The sequence below is a fragment of the Streptomyces sedi genome (assembly GCF_006335015.1).
Lineage (GTDB): Bacteria > Actinomycetota > Actinomycetes > Streptomycetales > Streptomycetaceae > Streptomyces > Streptomyces sedi.
Genome location: NZ_VDGT01000019.1, coordinates 26848 through 42380, shown reverse-complemented (window position 1 = coordinate 42380; position 15533 = coordinate 26848). Strand labels below are relative to the sequence as shown.

General features: G+C 75.6%; 16 protein-coding genes and 1 tRNA gene. 6 read left to right on the top strand and 11 right to left on the bottom strand.

Annotated features, from left to right (window positions below):
- The first annotated feature begins 29 nt into the window (after positions 1-29).
- From FH715_RS21915 to FH715_RS21900, 4 genes are read left to right on the top strand one after another with little or no spacing between them, the layout of a single operon-like run.
- A complete protein-coding gene (locus FH715_RS21915; RefSeq protein ID WP_139647996.1) occupies positions 30-638 on the top strand; it encodes a hypothetical protein in 609 nt (202 codons plus the stop codon).
- Between the two features lie 18 nt (positions 639-656).
- On the top strand, positions 657-1427 hold the full coding sequence (locus FH715_RS21910; RefSeq protein ID WP_139647994.1) for a bestrophin-like domain: 771 nt from the start codon (positions 657-659) through the stop codon (positions 1425-1427).
- Positions 1428-1487: 60 nt separating this feature from the next.
- A complete protein-coding gene (locus tag FH715_RS21905; protein WP_139647992.1) occupies positions 1488-2936 on the top strand; it encodes an AMP-binding protein in 1449 nt (482 codons plus the stop codon).
- Complete coding sequence (locus FH715_RS21900; RefSeq protein ID WP_211367734.1) at positions 2933-4255, top strand: carboxyl transferase domain-containing protein; 1323 nt, start codon at positions 2933-2935, stop codon at positions 4253-4255. The genes FH715_RS21905 and FH715_RS21900 overlap by 4 nt, the downstream gene beginning before the upstream one ends.
- A 22-nt stretch (positions 4256-4277) precedes the next feature.
- Here the strand turns inward: FH715_RS21900 and FH715_RS21895 are convergent, their stop codons facing one another.
- The 5 genes from FH715_RS21895 to FH715_RS21875 all read right to left on the bottom strand — a co-directional run bounded on the left by FH715_RS21895 (position 4278) and on the right by FH715_RS21875 (position 8403).
- On the bottom strand, positions 4278-5315 hold the full coding sequence (locus FH715_RS21895; protein ID WP_139647990.1) for an LLM class flavin-dependent oxidoreductase: 1038 nt from the start codon (positions 5313-5315) through the stop codon (positions 4278-4280).
- Between the two features lie 73 nt (positions 5316-5388).
- Positions 5389-5817, bottom strand: a complete 429-nt coding sequence (locus FH715_RS21890) for a hypothetical protein (RefSeq protein ID WP_139647988.1) — start codon at positions 5815-5817, stop codon at positions 5389-5391.
- A 9-nt stretch (positions 5818-5826) separates the two neighbouring features.
- Complete coding sequence (locus FH715_RS21885; RefSeq protein ID WP_139647986.1) at positions 5827-6351, bottom strand: ATP-binding protein; 525 nt, start codon at positions 6349-6351, stop codon at positions 5827-5829.
- Between the two features lie 205 nt (positions 6352-6556).
- The gene (locus FH715_RS21880) at positions 6557-7267 is read right to left on the bottom strand and encodes a response regulator (RefSeq protein ID WP_139647984.1); all 711 of its coding nucleotides are present in this window, start codon (positions 7265-7267) and stop codon (positions 6557-6559) included.
- Positions 7264-8403 carry a sensor histidine kinase gene (locus FH715_RS21875; RefSeq protein ID WP_139647982.1) on the bottom strand — a complete coding sequence of 380 codons (1140 nt, stop codon included), beginning with the start codon at positions 8401-8403 and terminating at the stop codon, positions 7264-7266. The genes FH715_RS21880 and FH715_RS21875 overlap by 4 nt, the downstream gene beginning before the upstream one ends.
- Before the next feature lie 147 nt (positions 8404-8550).
- On the opposite strand from FH715_RS21875, the gene FH715_RS21870 reads away from it, so the two are divergent.
- Positions 8551-8751, top strand: coding sequence for a hypothetical protein (locus FH715_RS21870; RefSeq protein ID WP_139647980.1), 201 nt, complete (start codon positions 8551-8553; stop codon positions 8749-8751).
- On the opposite strand, the gene FH715_RS21865 is transcribed toward FH715_RS21870, so the two are convergent.
- From FH715_RS21865 to FH715_RS21840, 6 genes are all read right to left on the bottom strand, one after another.
- Positions 8676-9398: an ABC transporter ATP-binding protein gene (locus FH715_RS21865; RefSeq protein WP_139647978.1), complete on the bottom strand. Its 723-nt coding sequence runs from the start codon at positions 9396-9398 to the stop codon at positions 8676-8678. The two genes, FH715_RS21870 and FH715_RS21865, sit on opposite strands and share 76 nt — an antisense overlap.
- Positions 9391-10296: an ABC transporter ATP-binding protein gene (locus tag FH715_RS21860; RefSeq protein WP_139648145.1), complete on the bottom strand. Its 906-nt coding sequence runs from the start codon at positions 10294-10296 to the stop codon at positions 9391-9393. The genes FH715_RS21865 and FH715_RS21860 overlap by 8 nt, the downstream gene beginning before the upstream one ends.
- Positions 10297-10394: 98 nt before the next feature.
- Positions 10395-11297 carry an ABC transporter permease gene (locus tag FH715_RS21855; protein WP_139647975.1) on the bottom strand — a complete coding sequence of 301 codons (903 nt, stop codon included), beginning with the start codon at positions 11295-11297 and terminating at the stop codon, positions 10395-10397.
- 5 nt (positions 11298-11302) lie between these two features.
- On the bottom strand, positions 11303-12289 hold the full coding sequence (locus FH715_RS21850; protein ID WP_246108885.1) for an ABC transporter permease: 987 nt from the start codon (positions 12287-12289) through the stop codon (positions 11303-11305).
- Positions 12286-13887 (bottom strand): ABC transporter substrate-binding protein, encoded by a 1602-nt coding sequence (locus tag FH715_RS21845; protein WP_139647973.1) that lies wholly within the window; start codon positions 13885-13887, stop codon positions 12286-12288. The genes FH715_RS21850 and FH715_RS21845 overlap by 4 nt, the downstream gene beginning before the upstream one ends.
- Positions 13888-14113: 226 nt before the next feature.
- Positions 14114-15097: an acetylxylan esterase gene (locus tag FH715_RS21840; RefSeq protein ID WP_139647971.1), complete on the bottom strand. Its 984-nt coding sequence runs from the start codon at positions 15095-15097 to the stop codon at positions 14114-14116.
- A 343-nt stretch (positions 15098-15440) separates the two neighbouring features.
- Between FH715_RS21840 and FH715_RS21835 the strand changes: the two genes are divergently transcribed.
- Positions 15441-15514: transfer RNA gene (locus FH715_RS21835), tRNA-Pro, on the top strand.
- The last annotated feature ends 19 nt before the right edge of the window (positions 15515-15533 follow it).

Sequence of the window (15533 nt, the reverse complement as noted above, 5' to 3'; positions counted from 1 at the left end):
CGTGACGGGTGGGGCGTCAGGATCGACCCGTGACGAGTGGGCAGCGAACGACGAGCGCGTGGCGAACGTGGCGGAACACCCTCGGCGCCTTCGGCGCCGCCGTGTCGCTGGTGGCCGGGTTCGGGGGGCAGGCGTCGGCGGCCGGGCGGCCGGGCGACTCGTGCGCGATCGCGGGTGAGCCGGTCTTCTGGGACTGCCGCACCCCGGAGCCCGAGCCGACTCCCCCGCCGCCCGAGCCGAGCCCGTCGCCGTCGCCGCCGGCCGAGGAGCCCCAGCCCCCGCCGCCGGAACCGGGTCCCGAGCCCCCGTCCGCGCCCCCGGGCGAAGCGCCAGCGCCGCCGGCCGCCCCGGAGCCCGAGGACCCACCGCCCCCGGCCGGCCCGGAGCCGCCCCCCGGGACTCCCGGGACACCGGACGATCCGGCGCCGCCCGGGGAGCCGGAGGAGCCGGGAGAGCCCGCTCCCCCGCCGCCTGCGGCGACCCTGCCGCTGTCGGCGGCCGTCCGCACCGTGTCCGCCGCTCCGCCGCCCGCCCCGAAGCAGTCGGTGGTCAGCCGGATGCTGCTGGTCGTCACCCCCGCGGTCCTGGCAGCCGCCGCGCTCCGCCCCCGTTCCCGTGCCCGTTCCCGCGTCTCGTAGCCCCAGGGAGACCGTTCGATGTCCGAATGGCTGGTCCTCACCCTCGCCGTCCTCGCCACCTGCTCGGTGGTGCTGATCGTCGCCGTACTGCGGCAGCGGCGGCAGAGCACACGGCAGGACGACCCGAGCGAGACACCCGACGTCATCGAGTACATGACGATGATGATCGGCGTGGTCTACGCGATCGTGCTGGGCCTGGCCATCGCCGGGGTCTGGGAGGAACGGTCCGCCGCCGACGAGTGGGTGCGGCAGGAGGCCCAGGGACTGCACGAGATGACCGAGCGCGCCGCCGTCTTCCCCGACGAGCACGCGACGGAGATCCGCGCGGCGGTCGACTCCTATGTCGCGCAGACCGTCGGCCCGGAGTGGGACCACATGCTGGACGCCAACGAACTCACGGACGAGGGCGAGGAGTTGCTCGCGTCGCTGCGCGAGACCGTCGCCGAGCGCGAGCCGACCACCCTCGCCGAGGTCACCGCCTACCAGGCGCTGCTCGACGAGGCGGCGGACGTCGACGAGGCGCGGGCCGGGCGCGGCCAGAGCGCGGAGTCCACCATGCCGGCCGTGGTGTGGGTCGGGCTGCTGGCGGGCGCGGCGGTGACCGTCGGCATGGTCTTCACCCTCCAGATCCAGCGCTCCGGCAGGGAGTTGCTGCTGGCCGGGCTCTTCAGCGCGCTGATCACCTTTCTGCTCTTCCTCATCTGGTACTTCGACGCGCCCTACGCCCGCGCGCTCGGCGACTCCACGGAGGCGTTCCAGAACTTCTTCCCCGAGGTGACCGGCGGGTAGCCCCCGCCACGAAGGCCGGTCGGCCCCCTGAGGGGGCCGTGCCGCGCTTAGCATGAGCGGATGAGTTGCCTGTTCCCGGCCTTGGACGTCGCTCCGGCCAAGCCCGCGCTGCACTTCGGTGACCAGATACTCGACTACCCGGCGCTGCGCTCGGCGGCCCTCACGCTCGCCGAGACGCTGCGCGACCAGTCCCGGGTCGCGGTGTGGGCGACCCCGACGCCCGGCACCGCCGTCGCGGTGGTCGCCGCCCTGTCGGCCGGCGTGCCGGTGGTCCCGCTCAACCCGCGCAGCGGGGCGCGGGAGCTGGCCCATGTGGTCGGCGACAGCGAGCCCTCGCTGGTGCTGGCCGAGCCCGGCGCCGAACTCCCGCCGGCGCTCGCGGAGTTGCCGGTGGTCGCGGTGGCCGTCGAGGCGGCGGGCGACGGCCGGGAGCCGCCCGCCGCGCCCGCCGTCGACCCCGAGCAGCCGGCGCTGGTCGTCTACACCTCGGGCACCACGGGGCCGCCCAAGGGCGTGTCGCTCTCCCGGCGGGCCGTGGCGGCCACGCTCGACGCGCTCGCCGACGCCTGGGACTGGACCGGTGACGACGTGGTGGTGCACGGGCTGCCGCTCTTCCACGTGCACGGGTTGGTGCTGGGCGTGCTGGGCCCGTTGCGGCGCGGTGGGACGGTGCGCCATCTGGGCCGCTTCTCGGCGGACGGGGTGCGTTCCGCGCTGGCCTCGGGCGGCACGATGCTCTTCGGGGTGCCGACGATGTACCACCGGCTGGCCGAGGCGGCGGAGCGGGACGGCGCGCTGGCCGGGGCGCTGGCCGGGGCGCGGCTGCTGGTCTCCGGCTCGGCGCCGCTGCCACTGACCGACCACGAGCGGATCTGGCGGGCGACCGGCCGCCGGGTCGTGGAGCGTTACGGGATGACGGAGACGCTGATGAACACCAGCGTCCGCGCGGACGGCCCGCCGGCGACCGGCACGGTCGGGGTGGCGCTGCCGGGCGTCGAGGTGCGGCTGGCGGACGACGCGGGGCGCCCGTTGGAGGCGGGGGACGGCGAGACGGTCGGCGAGATCCAGGTGCGCGGCCCGAACCTCTTCAGCGGCTATCTCAACCAGCCGGAGGCGACGGCCGGCGCGTTCGACGCGGAGGGCTGGTTCCGCACCGGGGACGTCGCGACGCGGGACTCCACGGGCGGCTACCGGATCGTGGGGCGCCGTTCGACCGACCTGATCAAGAGCGGCGGCTACAAGATCGGCGCGGGCGAGATCGAGAACGTGCTGCTGGCGCACCCGGGCGTGGCCGAGGCCGCTGTGACGGCCGCGCCCGACCCCGACCTGGGGGAGCGGGTGGTGGCCTGGGTGGTGCCGAGGGATCCCGAAGCCCCGCCCACGCTGGAGGAGTTGAGCGAGCACGTGGTCGGTCAGCTGGCGGCGCACAAGCGTCCGCGCGAGGTGCGGTTCCTGGCGGCGCTGCCGCGCAACGAGCTGGGCAAGGTGCTCAAGCGGGAGCTGGTGTGAGCCGGACCGCCCGCCCCGCGCGGGAGTTGCTGGAGCTGCTGGCGCCGGGCGCGGCGCCGCTGCCGGTCAGGGACGGCGCCGGGCCGGTGGACGGGCCGCTCGGCTGGCCCGGTTACGACGCGAGCAGGCGGCGGGCGGCTGAGCGTTCCGGCGCCTCGGAGTCGGTGCTGGCGCGGGTCGGGCGGGTCGGCGGGTGCGAGGCCGTGGTGCTGGCCTTCGAGTTCGGCTTTCTGGGGGGGTCCATCGGCCGCGCGGCCGGGGAGCGGATCGGGGCCGCGCTGCGCACCGCGCGCGACCTGGGGCTGCCGGTCGTCTCGCTGCTGGCCTCGGGCGGGACCCGGGTCCAGGAGGGGATGCACGCCCTGACCCAACTCCAGGTGATCGCACGGGAGATGGTGCGGCTCCGGGACGCCGGGCTGCCGCATCTGGCGGTGCTGGCCGGTCCGGTGACCGGCGGCGCCTGGGCGACGTTGGGCGCGGGTGCCGACGTGCGACTGGCGCTGCCGGAGGTGCAGGTGGGCTTCTCGGGCGCCCGGGTCAGGCCGCCCGACGCCGACCCGGCGGCCTACACCGCGCGGGCGCAGGCCGCCGTCGGCCAGGTGGACGCGCTGGTGCCGGCCGAGGAGCTGCCGGGGGCGGTCGCCGGGTGGCTGGCGCTGCTGACCCGGCCGGCCAGGGGGCCCGTCGAGCCGCCACGGCCGCCGCGCGGGGCCGAGCCGCCGCGCACCGGCTGGGAGGCGGTGACCAGGGCCAGGGCGGCGGACCGGCCGGGCGTGCGCGCCTATCTGGCGGTCGCCTTCGACCGGCTGGCGCCGCTGGCCTGCGTCGATCCGGGGCTGCTGGTCGGCTTCGGGGAGAGCGGCGGGCGGGCCGCCGGCTATGTCGCCCAGCTCGGCACGCGCACCACGCCCGCTGGTTTCCGGTCGGCGACGCGGCTGATCCGCCTCGCCGACCGGCTGTCCGTTCCGGTGCTCACCCTGGTCGACACCCCGGGCGCCGCCAACGACGAGGCAGCGGAACGGGACGGGGTGGGCGCGGCGATCGCCGAGACGATCACCGCGCTGGCGGGGTGCCGGGTGCCCGTCACGACGCTGCTGGTCGGCGAGGGCGGCTCGGGGGGCGCGGTGGCGCTGACCGCGCCGGACCGGACCTGGGTGGCGCCGGAGAGCTACTACTCGGTGCTGGCGCCTGAGCCGGCGGCGGCCGTACTCAAGCGCGACGCCTCCGACCCGGCCGTGGTGGCGGAGGTCGCCGACCTGCTGCGGCTGCGCCCGGGCGACCTGGTCGCGATGGGGCTGGCCAGGGGCGTCGTGGGGTGACCGTGCTCCGCGTGGCGGGGGTCTACGCCCCGGCGCCGGCGATGCCGACGGCGCGGGCCAACCGGCGGTAGGAGTCCAGCTGTTGGGCCGGGTCGTGGGTGGCGAAGGTGACCATGACCTCCTCCGCCCCGGTCGCGGCGACCAGCTCGGCCAGGCGCGCGGCGACGGTGGCCTCGGTGCCGCTGACCTGCCCGGCCAGGGCGTCGCCCAGATAGCGGTCCTCGCGTTCGGTCAACCGGCGCCCCGCGACCTCCTCCGGCGGCGGGAGCGGGGGGAAGTCGCCCCGGGTGCGGGAGTGGACCACGGCCCACGCCTCGGGGAGCTGGCGGCGGCGGGCCTCCTCCTCGGTCGCGGCGACGGCCACGTTGACGGCGAGCAGCAGCCGGGGCCGGTCCCCGGCGGTGCGCGGGGTGAAGCGCGCCCGGTAGCGGTCGGCGGTCTGACGGGTGCGTTCCCGGTCGGCCGAGGCGGCCAGCACCAGCGGGAGGCCGAGGTCGGCCGCGGTGTCGGCGCCGGCGCGGCCGGCCAGCACGAACGCCGGCACGGCGACGCCCTGCGCCGGCACGGCGCGCACCGGGCCGGTGCCGTCGAAGTAGCGCAGCAGCTCGGCGAGTTGGGCGGCGAAGTCCTCCATGGCCTCGCGTTCGGTGCCCAGCGCGCGCCGCACCGCGCCGGTGAAGCCGACGGAACGGCCGAGCCCCATGTCGATCCGGTCGGGGAAGAGGGAGGCGAGGACCCCGAACTGCTCGGCGACGACCAGCGGCGGGTGGTTCGGCAGCATCACTCCCCCCGTGCCGACCCGGATGCGGGAGGTGGCGGAGGCCACGGCGGCGGCCAGCACGGTGGGAGCGGCGCCCGCGACGCCGGGCACGGCGTGGTGCTCCGCGACCCAGAAGCGGTGGTAGCCGAGCCGTTCGACCTCCCGCGCGAAGTCGACCGTGCCGCGCAGCGCCTCGGCCGGCGGGCGCCCGGCGCGCACCAGCGCGCGGTCCAGCACGGACCAGCGGGTCGCGGCCAGGGCCCGGGGCGGCGGCGGAACGGGGTCGGGCGGGGTGCTCATGTTCCGTGGGAACGCCTGGCGCGCCCTCACGATTCCCGCCCCGCAGGAGGGGCCGGCGTGGGGCGAACGGTGCTCAGTTCGCCGTGAGGTCGCCGGCCGGGCTGGTGGTCTCGACGGGGTCAACGCCGGCGAGACGGCACATGGAGACGAAGAGGATCAGCGGTTGGCTGTAGGGGATGCCGTGGTGCGGCCAGTGGATCAGCCGGGGCGCCCACAGGCCCTCCCCGGCCCACTCGGGCGGCGCGGCGACGGCGAGCCGCACGTCGGTGAGGTAACGGGAGGGAGCCGGCCAGCGCATACCGGTCTGGGAGCCGGTCGGCACCGGCCACCACCAGCTGGTGCCCACGGAGAAGATGGCGCCGGGGCGGGGCAGGGCGCCCAGTACGCGCAGGCCGTCCTCCCTGGGCATCTCGACGACGTCACTCTCCAGCCAGCCGGGGCGGCGGCTGTGCAGGGCCCGCAGATGGCGCGGGCGGGAGGCGGGGTGGGTGAGGGAAACCATGGGGTGGCGTCAGGACCTCTGCTCGGTGGGGGCGGCGGGGGCGACGGATGGGGTGGGGCGCCGGGGGGCGCGGCCGGTCGCCGCGTCCATCTCCCAGTCTGCCCGCGGCACTTCGGCCCAGACGCGCTGGCCGGTACCGGGTCCTTCGGCGACCACGCCCCAGCGCAGGGTGAGGGCGTCGACGAGGGCCAGACCCCGTCCGCACTCGTCCTCCTCGGCCGCGGCGCGGCGGCTGGGGCCCTCGGCGCCGGCGTGCTCGTCGGTGATCTCGACGCCCAGCACGTCCCCCCGGTCCCACAGGCGCGCGCCGACAGTGGCGCTGGCGGTGTGGCGCACGGCGTTGGCGACCAGTTCGGAGACGACCAGCTCCACGGTCCGCGCGGTCTCCTCCGGCACGCCCCAGGAGGCCAGCGCGCCCCGCACCCGGCGGCGCGCCTCGCCGGCGGCTCTCAGCTCGGCCGGGAGTCGGAAGCCGACCTCACCGGCGGCGGATCGCGGGAAACGCTGGGGGGCCGCGGCGGTGAGGGGAGACATCAGCGCTGCCTTTCTCTGCGGATGCGCACACTGAACCCGCCAACACCCGAGCGAAGAGGGGTGGTTCCTCCGCGTTCGGCCACGGGTCACGCCGGGGTAAACGCCTTCCTACTCACTGTCGCACTGCCAAGTTCAGTCCGCAATAGGTAACTTGCAATTTGCATATCGCCACTGTCACAACTGCGAAACGGAGGGGGCGGAACGGTCACGAGCCGCCAGCCGGGCCCTCATCTCCGGCCGGGCGCGCGGGCGTTCCGCCGCATCCCTCCTCCAGCAGGCCCGCGTCGTGGACCAGCAGCGCGATCTGGGTGCGGTTGGCGAGGTCGAGCTTGGTGAGCAGGCGCGAGACATGGGTCTTGACGGTAGGCACCGACAGGTAGAGCGACGCGGCGATCTCCGCGTTGGACTTGCCCTGGCCGACCAACAGCGCCACCGCGCGCTCCCGCTCGGCGAGGGACTCGACCCGGCGCCGCGCACCGCGGCGTTCCCGGCCCGAGCCGGCGACCTGGGCGATCAGGCGGCGGGTGACGGCGGGTGAGAGCACCGGCTCGCCCTCGGCGACCCGGCGGACGGCGTCGACGATCTCGCGCGGCGGGGTGTCCTTCAGCACATAGCCGGCCGCGCCGGCGCGCAGGGCGCGCAGCACCTGCTCGTCGGCCTGGAACGTGGTCAGCATCATCACCTCGGGCGCCGCGCCCGAACGGCGCAGCCGCTCGGTGGCGGCCAGCCCGTCCAGGCCCGGCATCCTGACGTCCATCAGCACCACGTCGGGCCGGTGCTCGGCCACCAGGGCAGGCACCTCGGAGCCGTCGGCCGCCTCGCCGACCACCGTGATGTCCTCCGCAGCGCCCAGCATCAGCCGCAGCCCCGAGCGCACCAGCGGATCGTCGTCCACCAGCAGCACACCGATCGTCATGGGGGCCACGGTAGCCACGCCACGAGGTGGAAGCCATCCCGGTCGCCGGTGTGCTCCAACCGGCCGCCGGCCAGGGCGACTCGCTCCCCCAGCCCGGTCAGCCCCGCGCCGGCGCCCGGCACCCGGACCGCCGGGGCGGCGGTGAGCCGGTTGTCGACCCGCACGGTCAGCCCGGCGCCCGGGCCGCCCTCGACGGTGACCTGGGCCTCGGCCCCCGGGGCGTGCTTGCGGACGTTGGTCAGCGCCTCCTGGACCACCCGGTAGGCGGTGCGGCCGACGGCCGGCGGCGGGACCTGGCCCGGCGCGGTGCGCCGCTCCAGCCGGACCGGGGTGCCGGCGCTCCGCGACTCCTCGGCCAGGCGCGGCAGGTCCTCCCACGTCGGCTGCGGCCTGGGGGCGCCGGCGTCGCCGGGATCCCCGGGGGCGCCGCGCAGCACGCCGATGACGTCCCGCAGCTCCTCCAGCGCCTGGTGCGCGGAGGAACGGATGACGGCCGCCGCCTCGCGGACCTGCTCGGCGGGGGCGTCCGGATGGAACTCAAGCGCCCCCGCGTGGACGCTCAGCAGCGACAGCCGGTGCGCCAGCACGTCGTGCATCTCGCGGGCGATGGCCTCCCTGGTGCGGCGCTGCGCCTGCTCGTAGAGGGTCTCCCGCAGCCGCCTGCGGTAGCGCACCGACAGCCCCCAGGAGACCACCGCGGTCATCACGACCAGCATCATCGCGACGGACGCGGTGTCCGAGAGCGAGGACTCGGGGCGCTGGGCGACGTTGAACGGCATCAGCAGCAGCTTGACGACCACCAGCCACACCAGGGTGCGGGTGCGGCAGTGCACGGCGACGGTGAACAGCGACGCCAGCATGGGGCCCGCCATGGCGTGGGACGGGAGCGCCAGCGCCTGGATGACCAGGGCCACCGCCAGCGGGTGGCGGCGGCGCCACCACAGCAGGCCGCAGGCGAGGGCGGCGACGACCTGGTCCAGGACGACGATGTCGGGGTCCTCGTGGGTCTCGCCGGCCAGCACCCCGGAGGTGAGGACGGTGGTGACGGCGGCGAGGCCGATCATGGCCAGGTCGACCGCCAGCTGCCGGCGGTCCTCCTCGTGGCCGCCGCGCGCGGCCCACTCCCTCACTCCCACAGGTCCCGAACGTACCGGCGGGGCTTCGGCGCCGCGCCCTTCCCCGGCGGCTTCGATACCTTCGTCAACGGCGGGCGACGATGGTCGCGACCGCCGGCGACCTTCGGCCGACGCGGCGCGGCGGCCGGCCTCCCTAGCGTTTCGGCCATGCGGAAGATTCTCGGTCTCCTCAGCTTCGTACTGCTGACCCAGGGCGCGGGCAGCCTGGTCCACTACTTCCTCGACTGGTTCGACCTGTGGACCGTGGTGCACCGGGTCGGCTTCCTCGACGGCTACGAGGTCTTCGCCTCGGTGGTGCTGCTGGTGCTGGGGCTGCTGGTGGGCGCGGTCTCCGACCGCTTCGGGTGAACGGCGGGGAAGTCCACGACCCGGTCGCACCAGCGGCGCAGCAGCACCCGGTCGTGCCCCACGGCCAGCAGCGCGGCGCCGGAGGCGGCGCGGTACTCCTCGACGACGGCGACCAGCGCGGCCGTGGTGGAGGCGTCCAGCATGGCGGTCATCTCGTCGCAGACCAGCAGCGCCGGGCGGAGCAGCAACGCCCTGGCGACACAGGCGCGTTGCAGCTGCCCGTCGCTGACCTGGTGGGGATGGCGGGTCAGCAGCTCGGGGGTGAGTCCCACGTCCGTCGCCAACTCGTCGACGCGGGCGGAGAGTTCCTCACCCCGACCGGTGGCGTGCGCGGGTGCCGCGATCAGCTGGCGGAGCGTCATCCTCGGATCGGCGGCCAGCCGAGGCTGCTGGAAGACCAGGCCGACGGAGGTGCGTTGCTCCCGGGGCGCGCGGAAGCGGAAGCCGCCGGCCGGACGGCCGGCGAGTCGGACGGTGCCGGCGTAGGGGCGGTGCAGCAGCGCGGCGACCCGGGCGAGCGTGGACTTGCCGCAGCCGCTCGGGCCGAGCAGCCCGACGGCCTCGCCGTCGGCGACCGCCAACGACAGCTCCCGCACCACGGGGGCGCGGCGGTCGTAGCCGGCGGTGATCCGTTCCAGCTCAAGCACGGGCGGCCTCTCGCGGGTGGTGGCAGGCGACGCCGCCGGTCGGGGTGGGAGGGGCGCCGCACGCTTCGGTGGCCGCCGGGCAGCGGGGGGCGAAGGCGCATCCCGCGGGCAGCGCGTCCAGCTCGGGCGGCATCCCGGGGATCGGCGTGAACGCGCGCTCCGGCAGCGCGTCCAACAGGCCGGCCGCGTAGGGGTGCCGGGGACCCGGATCGCCGAAGAAGGCGTCGGCGCCGGTGAGTTCGACGATCCGCCCGGCGTACATCACGGCGACCCGGTCCGCGATCCGCTCGGCGGCGGCCAGGTCGTGGGTGATCACCAGCAGCGCCCGGCCGTCGTCGACATGGCGGCGCAGCTCGTCCACGGTGCGGTCGACCAGGTCGCGGTCGAGCCCGGTGGTCGGCTCGTCGGCGATCAGCAGCGGGGCGTCCCCGACCAACGCCAGCGCGGTCGCGGCGCGTTGGGCGAGCCCGCCGGAGAGCTGGTGCGGATGGCGGTCCAGGTGGTCGAGGGGGAACGCCGCGCGCTCCGCCGCCCGTTCGCCGGCGGCCCGCAGCCCGGAGCGCCGCACGCCGGTGATCTCCCTGACGGTCTCCTCCAGTTGGGAGCGGACGGTCCGCACCGGGGTGAGGTGGGCGGAAGGGCTCTGCGGGATCAGGCCGAGGCGGCGACCGCGCACGGTGCGCGAGAGCGTCGCCTGGTCGGCGGTGAGCAGGTCGGGCCCGTCGGGCGCCAGCCGGGCGCCGCCGCGGACCATGGCGTTGGCCGGAAGCAGCCCCAGCAGGGCCGAGGCGAGCACGGACTTGCCGCAGCCGCTCTCCCCCACCAGCGCCAGGCACTCGCCGGCGGCCAGGTCGAAGGAGACGCCGTCGACGGCCGCCACGTCGCGCCCGCCGGGCATCAGGAACCGCACCGAGAGCCCCGCCACGCTCAGCAGCGGCTCGCCCGCCGGGGACCGGGGGGCGGGCGGCGCGGGACGGGCGGTGGGGGGTGCCTCGGTCACAGGACCAGCTCCGATCGGCGGCGTGGGTTGATCCGTTCGCGCCACAGCCCCGCGGCTCCGGCGACGGCCAGGGTGGTGACCACGATGAACAGCCCGGGGAAGAGCGTCGGCCACCAGTCGCCGGCCGCCAGCGAGCCGCGCGCGCCGTTGATCATGGTGCCCAGGCTCGCCTGGTGCGCGGGGATGCCGAGCCCGAGGAACGACAGCGCCGACTCGTGCCACACCGCGTGCGGCACCATCAGCACCGCCGCGAGGCCCGCCTGCGGCAGCACGGCGGGCAGCAGGTGGCGCCCGGCCACCCGCAGCCGGGAGGCGCCCCCGGAGATCGCGGCGTCCACGAACGGCCGGGAGCGCAGCGAGTGGACCTCGGCGCGCACGATGCGCGCGGTGGAGACCCAGTGCGTCAGCCCGACGGAGGCGACCACCGGCCAGACGCCCGGCCGGAACATCGCCACGATGAAGACGCCCATCAGCAGGTGCGGCACGGCGGTGAACGTGTCGACGACCCGCATCAGCACCCGGTCGAACCAGCCGCCGACCGCCCCGGCCAGACAGCCGAGCGCCAGCCCGATGAGGCTGGCCACCAGCGCGGCGACGAGCCCCACCAGCAGCGAGACCCGCAGCCCGTAGACGCTGCGCAGCAGCAGGTCCCGGCCCATGTCGTCGGTGCCGAACGGGTGCTCGGCGGAGGGCGGCAGCAGCTTGGCCGTGAGGTCGACGGCCTGCTGGTCCAGCGGGAAGAACACCGGCACCAGCAGCACCGCCAGCGCCGCGAGCCCCACCAGCGCGCAGGAGGCGACGGCCCGCACCCGGCGGGTGCCGCGCCGCGCGCCGCCCACGCGGCGCCAGCGGGCCCCGGCGGGCCCCGGGCCGGTGGTCGGAGCGGTTTCCTGTGCCATGGCGGTCACATCTCGTTCAGATCAACGCGCGGATCGGCGAGCCCGTAGAGCAGGTCGGCCAGCAGGTTGCCGGCCAGCACCGCGAGCGCCGAGAGTGCGGTGAGCGCGGCCAGCAGCGGAAAGTCCGTCGCCGTGGCCGCGCGCACGGTGGCCGAGGCGATGCCCGGCCAGCTGAAGACGGTCTCCACCAGCAGCGCCCCGGTGATCAGCTCGGGGATGCGGGTGCCGACCAGGGTCAGGACGGGCAGCAGCCCGGAGCGCAGCCCGTGGCCGAGCAGCACCGTCCGTTCGCTCACCCCCCGCGCCCGCGCCCCGCGCACCGGGTCCTCGTGCAGCGCGTCGGTGACGCCCTGGCGGACGTAGAGCACGAACCACGGCAGCTGCGAGATGGTCAACACGGCGGCCGGCAACGCCAGATGACTCAGCAGCCCGCCGGCCGTCACGGTGTCGCTGCCCGCCTCGGTGAGCCCTCCCGCGGGCAGCACGTCGAGTTGGAGCGCGAAGAGCCAGATCGCCAGCAGCGCCAGCCAGAACGGCGGGGCCGCCTGGAGGGTGTAGCCGAGGGAGGTGACGACCCGGTCCAGCCAGCCGCCCTCCCGCCGGGCGGCGAGCACGCCGAGCGCGGTGCCCAGCAGCACGGAGCCGACGAACGCCACCGCGCACAGCAGCAGCGACCAGCCGATCCGTTCGGCGATCACCTGGGAGACCGGCTGCCGCAGCGCCAGGGACTGCCCGAGGTCACCGCCGAGCGCCGAGGTGAGCCAGCTCCACCACTGCTCGACGAAGGTCCCGTCGGGCGAGAGGTTCTCGCGCAGCGCGTCCAGCGTCTCCTGGGAGACGCCCGAGCTCTCCCCGACATAGCGCCGCACCGGGTCGAACGGCGAGGCCGCCGCGACGGCGAACATCCCGAGCGTCACCACGGCCAGCACCGGGACGGCGGCCAGCGCCCGCCGCCCCACCAGCCGCGCCACCGCGGGCCAGGGCACGGTCACGGACGCACGCGCCAGTCCTCCACGTTCCACCAGGGGCCGTGCCCGAGGCCGTGGTCGTGCGGCTCGACCTGGGTGGTGACCCCGTCCCAGGCGTCGGCCATCACATAGACGTGGTCGACGTGCGTGAGGAAGGTGTAGCCGGGGTCCTCCCGCAGCTCGTGCTGCACCGTCTCGTAGGCGGCCTCGCGCTCCGCCCGCTCGGCGCCGCGCCGGCCGGCGTCCAGCGCCTCGTCGACGGCGTCGTTGCGGTAGTGGGCCATGTTGTTGTAGCCGTTCCCCGCCAGCTCGGAGTAGAGCAGGTTGTACAGCTCGAAGTCGGGGTCGGTGGGCTCGCCGCCGCCGGCGAGGACCGCGTCCTCGGCGAGGCGGCCGTCGATGACCTCCCAGGAGCCGGACTCCACGGTGATGTCGACGCCGATCTCCTTGGCGTCCGAGGCGTAGGCCAGGGCGTGCTCCTGCCGCAGCCGGTCGCCCGCCGGGTACCAGAGGGTGAACGCGGCGCGCTGCCCTTCCCGTTCGCGCACCTCGCCGTCGAGGGTCCAGCCGGCCTCGTCCAGCAGGCGGCCGGCCTCCTCCGGGTCGTGGTCGCGCTCGGTGCCCTCGGCGAACCAGGGGCTGGCCGTGGGAATCGCGCTGTACGCGGGGTGGCCGGCGCCCAGCAGGATGCTGTCGACCATCAACTCCCGGTCGACGGCGAGGTCCAGGGCGCGCCGGATGGCGGTGTCGCCGGTGACCGGGTTGTCCGTCGGCAGGGTCACGGCGCGGAAGTCGGCGCTCTCGGCGGTGACGGTGGTCATCCCGTCCTCGTCGGCGAAGCCCTCGGCGAGGTTGGGCGGGAGGACGGCGGCGTCCAGGTCGCCGGAGCGCAGCCGGGTCGCGCGCACGTCGTCGTCGGGGATGACGGCCATGGTGACCCGTTCGACCTCGGGCGCCCCGCCCCAGTAGTCGGGGTTGGCGGTCAGCGAGATGCGCTCACCCGGCGACCAGTCGGTGAGCGTGTAGGGGCCGGTGCCCACGGGCTCGGTGTTGTAGGGGCCGGTGTTGACGTCCTGCTCGCCGGCGATGTGCCGGGCGGCGATGGGCAGCACGGTGCGCTCGGCGAACGCGGCGTACGGGTACTTGAGGGTGAAGACCACCTCGTGGTCGCCCTCGGCCTCGACGCTCTCGATGGCGTCCAGCTCGCCCCTGGCCGCGTTGTTGGTGCCCTCGTCGAGGACCGTCTCGTAGGTGAAGACGACGTCGGCCGAGGTGAACGGCTCGCCGTCGCTGAAGGTGACGTCGTCCCTGAGCGGGAAGCGGTAGGTCAGCCCGTCCTCGCCGACCTCGGGCAGCTCGGCGGCGAGGGCCGGCTGGAGCTCCAGGGCCTCGTCGCGGCGGAGCAGCCCGTCGAAGATCTTGGAGTTTCCGTCCTTGCCGTAGCCGAGCAGCGGGCTCAGCGTCTCGGGCTCGTTGGCGATGCCCACCACCACGCTGTCCCGGCCGCCGTCGGCGGTGTCCCCGCCGCCGTCGTCGCCGGGGGCCGAGCAGCCGGCGACGGCGGCCAGCGCGGCCACCGTCCCCGCCACGGCACCGTCACGGACCCGCCTGCGGACCGTCATCACCCACACCCCTGCCGAGCGTCACATCAGTTGTTATTGCGAAACACTCGCAATTAAAACAGGTGATCGGGTGGCCCTGTCCAGAGGTGCCCGGCCGCTTCCCGGGGGACCCGCGGCGGAACGGGGAACCGTTCCGCCGCCGTTTCCGCCGCCGCCCCGGCGTTTCCGCCGCCACACCGGTGTTTCCGCCGCCGCCCCGGCGCGGGAGCCCCGGTTCCGTTGCCGTTCAGCCGGTCGGCGCCAGCCCGCGCCCGGCCAACCACGCCAGCTGCCGCGCCTGCTGGTCCGAACCACCGCCCGCGTGGTCGGAGAACTCCCAGACCGTGATGTCCTTCTCGCCCCGGTAACGGTTGTACGCCGCGTAGACCGTCGACGGCGGGCAGACCGGGTCCATCAGCGCCACGCTGAACAGGGCGGGCGCCGTCGCGCGCGCGGCGAAGTGCTGGCCGTCGAAGTACGCCAGCACGTCGAACACCCGCGCGGGCTCGCCCCGTTGGTGCGCGCCCAGATAGGTCACCAGCTCGGGGTAGGGCCCCGCGCTCGCGGTGTCGGCCCCGCGCCGGTAGTGGCACAGGAACGGCACGTCCACCAGCGCGCCCGCCACCCCCTCCCCCAGCAGCCCGGCCACGGCCAGGGTCAGCCCGCCGCCCTGGCTGCCGCCCGAGACGACCACCCGCTCCGGGTCGACGGCCGGGTGCGCGCGCAGCGCCTCCACGGCGCGCACGCAGTCGGTCATCAGCCGGCGGTAGTAGTAGTCCTCGCGGTCGGCTATGCCGCGCGTCATGAAGCCGCGCACCCACTGCGGGGCGGACGACGTGTCCGCGTCGGGGGTCTCGTGGCCCTGGCCCCGGCTGTCGACCACCAGGTGGGCGTAGCCGGCGGCGCTCCACAGCAGGCGGTCCAGGTGCGACCCGCGCCCACCGCTGTACCCCTGGTAGGTGACGACGGCCGGCAGCGGGCCCGGGGCGTTCCTCGGCAGCAGCAGCCAGGCGGCGACGGGCTCGCCGGCCCAGCCGGGAAAGCGGACGTCGAAGACGTCGACCGAGGCCAGCGGCGAGTCGGCCACCGGCCGGTACTCCGCCTCCACCCCCTCCCCCGCCGCTCTCGCGGCGTCCAACGTCCCGGACCAGAACTCGGCGAAGTCCGGGGGCGATTGGAGCCCCGAGTCGTAACGCCGCAGTTCCTCCAACGACAGATCGGTCAGCGCCACGGCCGACCTCCCTTCCCGACCGCGCCCGCCTCGGGCCGGCCAATGATCGACGGCGGAAAGCTACGGCCCGCTTCCCCGCACGTCAACGACCTGTCCGGGGTTCGGTCCGCCCCCGCGCCGGGGCCCGCCCCGGCCGGGCGGACGGGGCGGGCCCGGGTGCCGTGTCGGGAGGGCGCCACCACGCGCCGCTGGCGGGGGCCGGAGCCCCGGGTTTTCCCGTGACGGCACCGCGCTGAGCGCGCCTCCCGCCGGCCCCCTCCACGGGTTGAGCGAGCACCCCCGCCCATGCGGTATGGTTCTACCGCGCGCTGATCGAGGGCAAAGCCCCAGATCAGGCGGGCACCGGGACGTGGCGCAGTTTGGTAGCGCACTTGACTGGGGGTCAAGGGGTCGTGGGTTCAAATCCCGCCGTCCCGACGGTGTCGAAGGTCCGCTG

Bases quoted from the DNA above. Each gene is read 5' to 3' on its own strand.
- FH715_RS21885 (WP_139647986.1), bottom strand. From the start codon at position 6,351: ATGTCTCCCCTCACCGCCGCGGCCCCCCAGCGTTTCCCGCGATCCGCC.
- FH715_RS21905 (WP_139647992.1), top strand. From the start codon at position 1,488: ATGAGTTGCCTGTTCCCGGCCTTGGACGTCGCTCCGGCCAAGCCCGCG.
- FH715_RS21890 (WP_139647988.1), bottom strand. From the start codon at position 5,817: ATGGTTTCCCTCACCCACCCCGCCTCCCGCCCGCGCCATCTGCGGGCC.
- FH715_RS21910 (WP_139647994.1), top strand. From the start codon at position 657: ATGTCCGAATGGCTGGTCCTCACCCTCGCCGTCCTCGCCACCTGCTCG.
- FH715_RS21860 (WP_139648145.1), bottom strand. From the start codon at position 10,296: ATGCCCGGCGGGCGCGACGTGGCGGCCGTCGACGGCGTCTCCTTCGAC.
- FH715_RS21880 (WP_139647984.1), bottom strand. From the start codon at position 7,267: ATGACGATCGGTGTGCTGCTGGTGGACGACGATCCGCTGGTGCGCTCG.
- FH715_RS21870 (WP_139647980.1), top strand. From the start codon at position 8,551: ATGCGGAAGATTCTCGGTCTCCTCAGCTTCGTACTGCTGACCCAGGGC.
- FH715_RS21855 (WP_139647975.1), bottom strand. From the start codon at position 11,297: ATGGCACAGGAAACCGCTCCGACCACCGGCCCGGGGCCCGCCGGGGCC.
- FH715_RS21845 (WP_139647973.1), bottom strand. From the start codon at position 13,887: ATGACGGTCCGCAGGCGGGTCCGTGACGGTGCCGTGGCGGGGACGGTG.
- FH715_RS21895 (WP_139647990.1), bottom strand. From the start codon at position 5,315: ATGAGCACCCCGCCCGACCCCGTTCCGCCGCCGCCCCGGGCCCTGGCC.